The 11812-nt window shown below is 37.6% G+C and carries 11 protein-coding genes; 8 read left to right on the top strand and 3 right to left on the bottom strand.

Annotated features, from left to right (window positions below; all coding sequences use genetic code 11):
- Positions 1-107 precede the first annotated feature (107 nt).
- The 3 genes from ACFSTH_RS20825 to ACFSTH_RS20815 form a co-directional block, all read right to left on the bottom strand.
- Positions 108-1544, bottom strand: coding sequence for an MFS transporter (locus ACFSTH_RS20825; protein WP_377773494.1), 1437 nt, complete (start codon positions 1542-1544; stop codon positions 108-110).
- A gap of 80 nt (positions 1545-1624) precedes the next feature.
- The gene (locus tag ACFSTH_RS20820; RefSeq protein WP_377773493.1) at positions 1625-3085 is read right to left on the bottom strand and encodes an alpha-L-fucosidase; all 1461 of its coding nucleotides are present in this window, start codon (positions 3083-3085) and stop codon (positions 1625-1627) included.
- A gap of 227 nt (positions 3086-3312) precedes the next feature.
- Complete coding sequence (locus tag ACFSTH_RS20815; RefSeq protein WP_377773492.1) at positions 3313-4185, bottom strand: TetR/AcrR family transcriptional regulator; 873 nt, start codon at positions 4183-4185, stop codon at positions 3313-3315.
- Positions 4186-4415: 230 nt separating this feature from the next.
- On the opposite strand from ACFSTH_RS20815, the gene ACFSTH_RS20810 reads away from it, so the two are divergent.
- The 8 genes from ACFSTH_RS20810 to ACFSTH_RS20775 all read left to right on the top strand — a co-directional run bounded on the left by ACFSTH_RS20810 (position 4416) and on the right by ACFSTH_RS20775 (position 11809).
- Complete coding sequence (locus ACFSTH_RS20810; protein WP_377773491.1) at positions 4416-5870, top strand: DHA2 family efflux MFS transporter permease subunit; 1455 nt, start codon at positions 4416-4418, stop codon at positions 5868-5870.
- A gap of 212 nt (positions 5871-6082) precedes the next feature.
- Positions 6083-6571: a GNAT family N-acetyltransferase gene (locus ACFSTH_RS20805; RefSeq protein WP_377773490.1), complete on the top strand. Its 489-nt coding sequence runs from the start codon at positions 6083-6085 to the stop codon at positions 6569-6571.
- 133 nt (positions 6572-6704) lie between these two features.
- Positions 6705-7469: a sugar phosphate isomerase/epimerase family protein gene (locus ACFSTH_RS20800; protein WP_377773489.1), complete on the top strand. Its 765-nt coding sequence runs from the start codon at positions 6705-6707 to the stop codon at positions 7467-7469.
- A 615-nt stretch (positions 7470-8084) separates the two neighbouring features.
- Positions 8085-8834, top strand: a complete 750-nt coding sequence (gene map, locus ACFSTH_RS20795; protein WP_377773611.1) for a type I methionyl aminopeptidase — start codon at positions 8085-8087, stop codon at positions 8832-8834.
- 265 nt (positions 8835-9099) lie between these two features.
- Positions 9100-9678 carry a bifunctional transcriptional activator/DNA repair enzyme AdaA gene (locus ACFSTH_RS20790; RefSeq protein ID WP_377773488.1) on the top strand — a complete coding sequence of 193 codons (579 nt, stop codon included), beginning with the start codon at positions 9100-9102 and terminating at the stop codon, positions 9676-9678.
- A 2-nt stretch (positions 9679-9680) separates the two neighbouring features.
- Positions 9681-10283: a methylated-DNA--[protein]-cysteine S-methyltransferase gene (locus ACFSTH_RS20785; protein ID WP_377773487.1), complete on the top strand. Its 603-nt coding sequence runs from the start codon at positions 9681-9683 to the stop codon at positions 10281-10283.
- Positions 10264-11172, top strand: a complete 909-nt coding sequence (locus ACFSTH_RS20780) for a DNA-3-methyladenine glycosylase family protein (protein ID WP_377773486.1) — start codon at positions 10264-10266, stop codon at positions 11170-11172. Before ACFSTH_RS20785 ends, ACFSTH_RS20780 begins: the two co-directional genes overlap by 20 nt.
- A gap of 40 nt (positions 11173-11212) precedes the next feature.
- Positions 11213-11809, top strand: a complete 597-nt coding sequence (locus ACFSTH_RS20775; protein WP_377773485.1) for an HD domain-containing protein — start codon at positions 11213-11215, stop codon at positions 11807-11809.
- The last annotated feature ends 3 nt before the right edge of the window (positions 11810-11812 follow it).

The following is an 11812-nucleotide window of genomic DNA, read 5'->3' as shown; positions in this document are numbered from 1 at the left end:
ATAAAATAAGTCAATGGGTTAGTATGCACAATTAAGAGGAAAATATGAACCTAGACATAGCAAAAATAGACCGTTATGTAAGCAAACATAAGCGATCTATTTGTTCATTATTTTATATGCTTATCTTCATCGTTCCGTCGTAACGCAGCATTAAATTCGGATAGCTGTTGTTCGCGTTTTTTATTGATTGGAAATAATAGTAGTGGAATAAACCCTATAATACCTAGCAGGAGTGGAACAACTCCAGCTCCAATCCGAATACCTAGTACAGCGCTTTCAGACTGAATAGCTGCTGCTCCATCATACCCGTAATAACTAATAATATTAGTGAAGATGATAGATTGCACCGATGTAATCGTGGTAGCGAATAATGCAAATAAACCGTTATATAGCCCCGTTTTGCGTACACCTGTTTTTTGTTCATTATCATCGATAAGTGCTCCATTAATAGAGACGGCTGCTGTACCGCTCATGTAGAGACTTAAATAGATAAATAAATAGCTAAAGATAGCTTGTAAAGGAGTAGTAATGAATAATAAACTGCTAAAACCGATAAATGCAGGGATGTATGACGTAATAACGATAGCTTTACTGCCGAATTTTTTAATGTAAGAACCGATAACAGGCAATATGATAAGGACAAATATACCGGGAATAACGTCGGCTAAAGTTGCTTGTACACCGGAGGAGCGTATGACGTGATCCATAAAAAACAAAAATGGCGTAAAATAATAACCCATCGCTCCACGAGCAGTTACATTATATAGAAGGTACGTTAAAAATTCTTTTGATTTTAATATAATGAAGGAATCTTTCCATACTTGTAATATTTGCCCCTTCGTTGGCTGGGCTACTGGTAATTCACTATACATCGATAACTTTTCTTTTAAACCACGTAGTGCGATAAAATACATAATAGCATTAACGCCGATAACAGCCGACATAACAGGAATAACTAGCGCTCTATTACCATTGCCTACAAGCAGCAGAGTAGGGACGATTGTTCCAAGGAAACCAAGAGCATTGCCGATATAGCTACGAATAACTTCTACGTCGATTCTTTCTTCTTTCGTTGGAGCAGCAACTAAAAAATAAGATTGATAAGAAACAGAATAAATCGTATAGGCCGTGTCAAAGATAAATAGCTCCAACAGTAGGACGAGGAAAATAACCCAATCATCCCAAGATGGACTCGAAAATAACATAGCAAAGGTAGAAATAATCATGATGGGAGCAGTAACACGCATTAAATATACATACTTCCCTCGTTTAGGTCGAAATTTAAAACGGTCTACAAATACTCCAAGCAATGGATCATTAATCGCATTCCATATATTGTATATAAAATATATCCAGCCCGTATATACAGGATCAATCCCAATAATATCAATATAAAACTTCATCAATGCGTTATGAATAATAACGGAGCCTATCGTAGAAGCGGGACCAGGTAAAGCGAGTGCTAATTTTTCTTTAAATGTAAGTCCACCCGCACTAAACCGATATTGTCCACGTATAGCTTGAAATAACCGGCGAATATTCATAAGCTACGCTTCCTTTCGCTCTCGAATAGGAAATAGATGTATCATATTTATGAGATAACGGATGTAGTTATGTCCAAATACTACGACCCAACTATTTTAAGTTTGAAAATAGCAATATCTCCTGGACGAATAGCTGTTCTCGGTACTTCCAATAATAATCCGTCTTCCAAAAATCGATGAGCAACCGCCTCATCACAGCTAAGCAAACATTCTAATTCAATGACCCCTAAAAAAGTTGCTACATTGGCTTGATTTAAAGAACGGACGAACACTTGACCATCTGCTGGAAGACTCAAACAAAATACGTACAATATATTGTCTTTCATCGTAAACCGAAGTTCTTCCGCAGTGAAATCAATGGGTGTGTAATCGATAACGTTCATACCGCTTCTAACGGATGGTCCTTCACCACAGACGATAAAAGGAGTTGTTTCGTAAATAGCCTCTCCATACGTTTCTAGCCAACTTCCCATTTCCAATAAAACATCCACTTCTCCTTGAGGAATCGTACCATCTGCTTTAGGGCCGATATTTAATAAATAAGCGCCATTTTTGCTAACAACATCAATCATATCTCGTAACAAATCTAGAGCAGAATGAAATTGTTGATTTTCTATATAACCCCAAGAACTAGTGGAAATATTCGTATCTTTTTGCCAAAAAATAGCGCGCATATCGTTGACTTGCCCACATTCTATATCAAGTACGCCAGTTGTTACAGGCATAGCGTCTTGTTTATAATTAATCGTTACTTCCATTTGCCATTCTTCCGCTCGATTATAGTAATAAGCTGCCAACTTTTTTAAATAAGGTTTGAAAGCAAGGTTCATAATCCAAGTATCAAAGTACAATATTTGCGGTCGATACTTATCAATTAATTCGCAAGTACGAGCGAGCCAATCTTGTAAAAATGCTTCATCCGGCGCACAATCGAGGTAATCATCATAGGAGGACCTAAGCTGTGCTGGTCCATAAAAATCTAGTTGCTCTGTTACATCAGAAGGAAACCGTCTTCCTTCACCCATAAAGTAGTAATGTTCTGCCCGATGGCTAGACAAAGCAAACTGGAGACCTTCCGCACGAACGTGTTGCTCTAATTCAGCAATAATATCTCGTTTAGGTCCCATTTGAGCAGCATTCCAACGAGATAAAGCGCTGTCATACATTTGAAATCCATCATGATGTTCTGCCACAGGCATTACAAACTGAGCGCCAGATGCTTTAAATAACTTTGCCCAATCATTCGGATGAAACTGTTCAGCTGTAAACATTGGAATGAAATCTTTGTAACCAAACGTTTGATGATCACCAAAATGCTGTTTGTGATAGTCAAATTCTGGAGTTCCTTCTATATACATATTTCTGGAATACCATTCACTAGCAAAAGCCGGTACAGCGTATACACCCCAGTGAATAAATATTCCGAACTTTCCTTGTTGATACCATGTTGGAATCGGATGATTTTCTAATGAGTCCCAACTAGCTTTGTATGTACCTGCGTCGTTGACATTTTCGACTTGCTGCAATATTTTATTTAACATCGAGAGCCACCCCTTGCTATATTGTGAAAGTACGTTACACTTTGATCATACTCTATAGTTAGACTGACTGGTCAAGTGTCCTTTCTTAAGATAGTATACAAAAATTAAAGTAGGTGATAAAAAATAAACTTCTTTTTAGGTAAGTGGAGTGAATGAGAATGAAACAATGGAGGAAACTAAAATAGGGAAGAAGCAAAGACGCTTCTCCCCAGTGATGATGAATATTTTTAATCGTTGATATAAATCGTTATTAATGTACAAATTTCTTTGGCTGTATCTAATAAATCAGAATCTTGCAAAGCATTCATAAATGGATGTAGCAGAGCAGTTATTACTGATTTACGCAAGGGAGTAAGCTGTAATTCTGCTTGCAGTGCTTCTGTTAAATCACGTTGTGGATGAGTTAATGGTTCATTAGCTAATATATTTTGTAACAGTTCTATAATGGATTCGCTACTGACTTGTTGGATTTGGACATGCGTTCTAATCGAATCAAGCTTGTCATAATCCAAAACGGCTGTACGTTCATGGATGAGGGAATGGGTGATACTTTCCATATAATGAAAAACCGTTGTAGCAACGGTTAGGGGATCAAGATCGGTTTGATTAATAATTTTACTTGTAAAAAATAAATGTTGATTAATTCCGAAAAAAATGGTAGCTGCTTCTAATGCATAAGGACGTAATGATTCACCGAAAACATCGGTAAGTCTGTCGGCTAACCATTCTATTTCAAATAAACGAAATCGTAGCACTAATTTTTTCAGCTCTGGATCACCAGAATGGAGCATTTCCTCGATTAACGTTGGTAAACCGCGATTGGCGTTCATTTTGGCAATGACGGATACTTGATGGACAAGCACAGATAGATCATGAACATTTTTTCCGATGAGCAAATCACTACGGCTTAAACTTGCTTCATAGCGAATTTGTTCGATTATTGCACCTATACAATCATTTTTGGAACTAAAATAGTTATAAAAAGTACCTTTGGAAATGCGAGCTCTTTCAATGATATGTTGAATGGATGTTTGTTGTATGCCATTTTCAATAAATATAGCTAAGGCGTGTTCGATTACCATTTTTTTACGTTTATTCATATTTAGCCTCCGCCGAAGATAGAAATAGAATAAGAAGTACAAGTTAGTATTACTTACACTATCTAACCATAAAATACAACATTGTACAACCTCAATTGGACTCTGAGTATAAAAACTTGAATTAATTAGACTCATGATATAAAATCAGAAAGTGAGCAATTTAATATAAGACTGGAGAATATGAAAGGAATGAGTGATCTATTAAGACTTTAAGTAAACCGCCGTACCTCATGTTAGGTATATTGTTTTTTGGTGCATTCGTCTCATTTTTGAATAATTCATTGTTGAACGTTGCACTACCGTCTATTATGATCGATTTAAACATTGAAAAATTAACAACGGTACAATGGTTGTCAACAGGATATATGCTAGTCAGTGGTATATTAATTCCTATTTCAGCATTTCTTTTACTGAAGTTTACTAACCGAACGTTGTTTATTACTTCGATGTCTATCTTTACTGTTGGAACTATTATTGCTGCAGTAGCTCCTAATTTTAGTTTGTTACTGACAGGAAGAATGATTCAAGCAGCTGGTTCAGCGGTAATGTCGCCATTATTAATGAACATTATGCTAATCAGTTTTCCACGTGAAAAGCGGGGGAGAGCTATGGGGGTATTCGGGCTAGTAATGATTACTGCTCCAGCGCTTGGACCACCGTTATCTGGTTACATTGTGGAATATTATGATTGGCGCTTATTGTTTGAAATGATTATTCCATTTGCTGTTATTAGTTTGTTGTTAGCAATTTGGAAATTAAAAAATGTAATGCCGACAAAAAAATCAGCCATTGACTTCCCATCTGTTATTTTGTCATCCGTTGGTTTTGGTTCATTGTTATACGGATTTAGCTCTGTGAGTAATGCAGGTTGGTCCTCTATTACAGTGTACGGAACAATTATACTTGGCGTTTTATCTATTGTTGCATTTGTTATGAGACAGCTTAAATTAGATGAACCATTGTTAAATTTAAGTGTTTATAAGCATCCGATGTTTGCACTAAGCTCGCTTATATCGGTCGTTAATGCGGCAGCGATGTTCTCTGGGATGATCATCACTCCTGCTTATATGCAATCTGTGCGTGGCATTTCTCCGATGGAATCTGGATTAATGATGTTGCCGGGTGCGATAGTGATGGGGATTATGTCACCAATTACTGGACGATTATTTGATAAGTTTGGTCCAAAAATACTTAGTATCACTGGTTTATCGATTGTGACCATTACGACGTACATGCTTTCTTATTTGCAAGTGGACTCATCTTATGTTTACATTGTTAGTTTATATTCCATTAGAATGTTTGGTATTTCTATGGTGATGATGCCGGTTATGACCAACGGTTTAAATCAATTGCCATCGAAGCTTAACCCGCATGGTACGGCAGTTAATAATACGGTGCAACAAGTTGCGGGAGCGATTGGAACAGCAGTATTTATTACGTTAATGAACACTCGAGCTGAATCGAGTGCAATGACGAAACTAGCCGCGCTTGATCCAGCTACAATTACGGAGCAAGTAACAGCACAAATAAAGCAATTGGCATTACTTGATGGTATTCAATTTACCTTTGTTGTATCAACGGCAACAACGGTAGTCGCGCTTGTTTTAAGTTTCTTTATGAAACGAGTCGATGTCAGTGCCAAAGCGATAGCCAAGTTGGAAAAAGAAGAAGTAGCGATGCAATAATATATAAATAACAGATATTTTTTATGTAACATCTGAAATGATCGAAAAATAGATTATCTAAGAACTATACTCGATAAGTGAATCACTTATACAAGTATAGTTCTTTTGTTTGTAGTGTTATTACACTGCCCGTAACGAACCTATGATAGAATATAATTAATGTCTGTAGATGATAATAATCAATAAAGCGTCACTTGGATAGGAGGCTTAAGATGAAAGTTTTTCATATTAGAGCTGCTACTGGTCAAGATGAACCTTTTTTAAGGGAAGTACTGTCTGAATCTTTAATAGAACATGCTGAACCGCTAATAGATACGACTGAACGTGAAAAAATGGTTATAAAATATGTTGCTGATTGGGGAAAACAGGGCGACATCGGTTTTGTTGCGGAAAATCAAGCTGGCGAACCGATTGGAGCAGTTATTGTTCGTTATTTTGAGCAGCAAGATCAAAGCTATGGCTACGTTAGCGACCGTATTCCTGAATTGACGATGGCTATTCAAACCGTTTATCGTGGTCATGGTATCGGTACTGCACTGCTTACTACGTTGTTTGATGAATTAAAAAGATTAGCTATTGATCAAATATCGCTAAACGTCAATATGTTGAATGAAGCTGCAATGAAATTATATTATCGCTTTGGATTTGTAGAGACAAAAGTGACCGAAACTACGGTGACGATGGTCGCTAACATTTTTTAATGAAGCTTTAGTTCAATAACAGTTAATTAATCGGTACAATACATAAATGTAAGTAAAGCTGGTATCTACAAGTGATGATATAATAATGTAAACGTATCAATATTACACCAATTTAAATAAAGGCGGCGAAACCATGAGAGTAGATCAAATTGCAGCACAGTTGTATACTTTGCGTGAATTTTGTAAAGACGAGCAAAGCTTGAAAGAAACGTTGCAAAAAGTAAGAGCAATGGGATATGAAGCTGTTCAAGTATCAGGAATTGGACCGATTCCGCACGATGTAGTGAAAAAGCTTGCTGAAGAAGCTGGGTTGAAAATATGTGCTACACATATAAGTTACCAAGCGCTTACTGAAAATATAGAAGATGTTATTGCACAACATAAATTATGGGACTGCAAGTATGTAGGATTAGGTAGTTTGCCACAAGAATATCAAACGAGTGGAGAAGGTTATGCGGAATTTGCTCATAATGCAAATCAATTTGCAGCTAAATTAGCAGAGCATGATCTAGAATTTGTATATCATAACCATCATTTTGAATTTACAAGATTTGGTCCGAAAACGGGCATGGATATATTGCTTGAAGAAGGTAGCAAAGATTTTGGATTTGAGTTAGATTTGTATTGGGTACAAGCAGGTGGCGTTAATCCAATCGAGATGATAGAGCGAGTAGACGGCCGCATGAAAGTTGTCCATTTGAAAGATATGCAAATTGTCGATAAACAACAAGTATTTGCCGAGATCGGTGAAGGTAGTATGAATTACAAAACAATCATTGATGCTTTGCGTAAAATAGATGTAGAGTGGTATGTTGTAGAGCAAGACGTTTGTAGACGAGATCCATTTGAAAGTTTGCAAATTAGTTTTAACTACTTAAAACAACTTGCGATTAATTAAACTAGAAGCACACATCGGAGGGACTGTCCGATAAGTCCCCAAAACAAAAAAGTTGGACGCGAAAACGCCACGTTTTCCGTCTAACTTTTTTGTGTAGCTGTTTTTGCTGAAAAGTAGTAGAATTATGGAATATTGAAGGATTTGACGATTTTCCATACCATGTCGGACTCGACCCATCAGCCCCTAGCGATCATCCATATCTTTTTATACGATTTAACGTACAAACACTGTTTCATAGCGGTCTATCCACGTCCTTTTATACGATTTATCGTACAAACGCTGCTTACACGGTCTTCTCTCCATGCTCGTTTATACGTTTTATCACACAAAACGCTGCTCTACAGCCACCTCCGCAAGTTCTTTATACGTTTTTTCGTATAAACGTTGCACATTGCACGATAGTCGCCAATCCATCTCCCTTTATACGTTTAATCGCACAAACTTTCACTTGTTCCGTTGTGTTGTCTGCATAATCTGATTGTATAGTTGTTCAACAAACTTCTCGCACCTAAAAAGCTGCCAATGGTCAATTTTTACTGACAATCTTGACAGCTCCTATTGTATGTGCATATTTTTTGTTTTACACTGGAAGAAGTCAAAGGAAAGGTGAGTATATTGATAATAATAAAAAGCAAACATGAAATTGAACAGATGAGACGTGCTGGAGAAATTTTGGCGAATTGTCATATTGCGCTTCGTGATCAAATTAAACCTGGTGTTACGACGTTAGAATTAGACCAGTTTGTAGAACAATTTATTGAGAAGCATGGCGCTTCTGCTGAACAAAAAGGATATAGTGGTTATCCTTATGCTACATGTGCTTCCATTAATGATATGATTTGTCATGGTTTCCCTAAAAAGGAGCCGTTACAAAATGGAGATATAGTTACAATTGATATGGTAGTTAATTTAGACGGATGGTTAGCTGATTCTGCTTGGTCTTATCGTGTAGGAAATGTTAGCCCGGAAGCTGATCAATTGCTAAAAGTAACAGAAGAATCATTATATAAAGGAATCGAACAAGCGGTTGTTGGCAATCGAATTGGGGATATATCGCATGCGATACAAACGTATGCAGAAGGTTATAATTATGCTGTCGTTCGTGATTTCGTTGGTCATGGAATTGGACAGAAAATGCATGAACAACCACAAGTGCCACACTATGGTCCCGCTGGTAAAGGAGTACGTTTGAAAGAAGGTATGGTGCTGACGATTGAACCAATGCTTAATATCGGCACTTATGAAGCTAAATTAGAAGCAAATGGTTGGGAAGCTCGAACAAAAGATGGAAAATTGTCTGCGCAATATGAACATACGATTGCCATTACAGAAGACGGACCACTTATATTAACGAAGCAAATGTAGTTTTATAGTGGGCGTTATGTTATTCGACATATATAAGAGGTAGAAATAAAACTATACCGATGTAAAAAAACTGTATGAAATCGATGCAAAACATTGATTCATACAGTTTTTTTTATCTAATAGGGTTACATTTAATTTACTTCAATTTTACACCTCCCCCTTTATTTTTATCGATATATTGCTATTGTATTGAAAAAGGGTTGGGTTTCGTTACTGTGAGAAGTATACTATTATCAATAAAATGTGCTAGTTTAGGTTAAGGGAAGTGGCAGCGAATATGGATGCTCATTTATTTGAAAGTATATATGCAGTCGTTGTGGAGAAGAAAACTACGTTTGATGGTATATATTATACAGGCGTCAAAACTACTAAAATTGTATGTCGTCCTTCTTGTCGAGCCAAAACTCCAAAAAGAGAAAATATAGTGTTTTATACTAGTGTAAGTGAAGCTATCGAGGCTGGCTTTCGTCCTTGTAAACGGTGCAAGCCTGAAGTGTTAACAAAACATGGTCCAGATGCGTTGTTAGTAGAGCAAACTCAAAAATATATTGAGCAGCATACTGGTAGACAACTTACACTACGTGAGATTGCAGCGCATATGATGATTAGCCCATTCCATCTACAGCGAATATTTAAACGGGTAACAGGTATTACTCCAGCAGCTTATGCAGAGTCATTACGACTTCAACAAGCGCAGCAACTATTGCAAAATCAACAACTACCTATACAACAGGTTGCCGCAGCTGTCGGCTTACAAAGTAGTGCCTACTTTTCAAATTGGTTCAAAGCAAAAACGGGACTGTCACCACTAACCTATCGGAAACGATGGCAGCAAAGGAGTTAACGATGAAGAATATAATATTAAACGTTAATCAGCAGGAAATGTCATCTCTAAAACCAACCAGTTCCTTGTTTCATTGTCAGGTGGAATTGAATGGAGAAATGTGGATTATCATTGCAACAGAACAAGGGGTATGTCGCATTATTTTTCCTCATGAAGATTTGGAACATTGGGCAAGCTGGTTTAAGAAACATAGTGTAAGTGGGCAAACGATCGAGAGTTATGAGATGATTGAAAACACTGGTGTGATCGACCAATTACAGCGATATTTTGCAGGAGAAGTCGTTCATTTCGATACGATTCCACTTGATTTGAGAGGGACTGCTTTTCAGAAGAAAGTTTGGAGCCAGCTACAACAAGTGACGTATGGAACACTATGTACTTATGGTGATTTAGCAGTGGCGTTAGATAACCCGTCGGCTACGCGAGCGGTAGGTACAGCAATTGGTGCTAACCCTCTGCCCATTATACTTGCTTGCCATCGAATAGTTGGCAAAGATGGTCGTCTAACAGGGTTCCGGGGTGGGTTACGGATGAAACAACAGCTGCTTCAAATAGAAGGAATTACAGCCGTCAAGGAGGGCGGACATGAACGGTTTCAGTTTTAAAATCGCAACAACGCCACCTTTTAGTTTTCATAAATGTTTGATTTACATGCAACGTTCACCTCTTGAAATTTCGTACAAGATACAAGATAACAAAATTACCCGCCTACTATCTTTTTCGCATGATGAATTGCCGTATTTGATCGAAATATCAAGTGAAAATGATCAACATATTATAGTTACTGTTCTTAATCATTCGACGATTAATTTGTTACAAGAGCAAGAGATTCGGCAATATATAGTGGAATGGTTTGATCTGGATCGAGATCTACAATCGTTTGCCCGGTTGGTCAAACAAGATGCTTTTTTGCGTGAAACGATTGAACCCCTGTTAGGGCTACGACTCATTGGCGTACCTGATTTATTTGAAGCACTTTGCTGGGCGATCGCTGGTCAACAAGTAAACTTACCATTTGCCTATCGGTTGAAGGCGCAGTTAGTGAAGCAATTTGGCGAAAAATTAATTTGGAATGATGATACTTACTATCTCTTCCCAACTGCTGCTAGTTTGGTTGATGTGACGGTCGAACAATTACAGCTGCTACAGTTTACACGTGCTAAAGCTCAAACTATACTTAGAGTAGCAGCGCAAATAAATGAAGGATCACTTAGTCGTCAGCAATTGTTGGACTTGCCAGATTACTCTCTTGCAGAACAACGTTTAGTACAAATTAAAGGGATAGGACCTTGGACCGCTAACTATGTGCGGATGCGCTGTCTACGTGATGAAAACGCCTATTTGCCAACGGATGTAGGATTACAAAAGGTGCTCGCACACTGGCTTCAACTACCACAAAAACCAACGGTAATGGAAATAGAGCATTTATTTGCAAATTGGAGAAATCATTCCGCATATATTACGTTTTATTTGTGGTCTACGCTGTATCATTAACAATGTAAATCGTGAAGTAATAGGAAAGGAGTCCTGAAATGTGGACGGACTAGATAAAAAATTACAAGCACAACTAGCTTTTTTAATTGAAATCGATAAATTAAAATTAGTAGAACGTAAAACAAAGCTAATTCATGAAAACAGGCTTGAAAATGTAGCGGAGCATAGTTGGCATATCGCCTTGTTGGCGATTGTATTACATACATATGCTGATCAACCTGTGCAGTTAGATAAAGTGATTCAGACGTTGCTTATTCACGATATCGTCGAAATAGATGCGGGAGATACGTTTGCATATGATACGTCTGGTTATGCCGACAAAGAAGAACGAGAACAAAAAGCAGCTGATCGGATCTTCGGTCTATTGCCGGAGGAGCAAGCGAAGCAAATGATGGAAGTTTGGTATGAATTTGAACGTAATGAATCTGCCGAGGCGAAGTTTGCGACAAGTTTAGATCGACTACAACCGATTATTCACAATTATATGAACGACGGAGACTCCTGGCAAACGTATCAAGTGACGAGTGAACAAGTGAAAGAACGAATGAAAGGTGTCGAAGGGTCATCTAAAAAGTTGTGGGAACTTACGCAATATATTATTAATGACTCGATAGAAAGTGGAAAATTAATGAAGTGAGGG

This window comes from Paenibacillus yanchengensis, assembly GCF_042684845.1.
Taxonomy (GTDB): domain Bacteria; phylum Bacillota; class Bacilli; order Paenibacillales; family Paenibacillaceae; genus Pristimantibacillus; species Pristimantibacillus yanchengensis.
The sequence above is the reverse complement of the archived record's forward strand: the minus strand, read 5'-3'. Positions and strand labels throughout refer to the sequence as shown.

Bases quoted from the DNA above. Each gene is read 5' to 3' on its own strand.
- ACFSTH_RS20800 (WP_377773489.1), top strand. From the start codon at position 6,705: ATGAGAGTAGATCAAATTGCAGCACAGTTGTATACTTTGCGTGAATTT.
- ACFSTH_RS20810 (WP_377773491.1), top strand. From the start codon at position 4,416: ATGTTAGGTATATTGTTTTTTGGTGCATTCGTCTCATTTTTGAATAAT.
- ACFSTH_RS20785 (WP_377773487.1), top strand. From the start codon at position 9,681: ATGAAGAATATAATATTAAACGTTAATCAGCAGGAAATGTCATCTCTA.
- ACFSTH_RS20805 (WP_377773490.1), top strand. From the start codon at position 6,083: ATGAAAGTTTTTCATATTAGAGCTGCTACTGGTCAAGATGAACCTTTT.
- ACFSTH_RS20825 (WP_377773494.1), bottom strand. From the start codon at position 1,544: ATGAATATTCGCCGGTTATTTCAAGCTATACGTGGACAATATCGGTTT.
- ACFSTH_RS20815 (WP_377773492.1), bottom strand. From the start codon at position 4,185: ATGAATAAACGTAAAAAAATGGTAATCGAACACGCCTTAGCTATATTT.
- ACFSTH_RS20820 (WP_377773493.1), bottom strand. From the start codon at position 3,085: ATGTTAAATAAAATATTGCAGCAAGTCGAAAATGTCAACGACGCAGGT.
- ACFSTH_RS20780 (WP_377773486.1), top strand. From the start codon at position 10,264: ATGAACGGTTTCAGTTTTAAAATCGCAACAACGCCACCTTTTAGTTTT.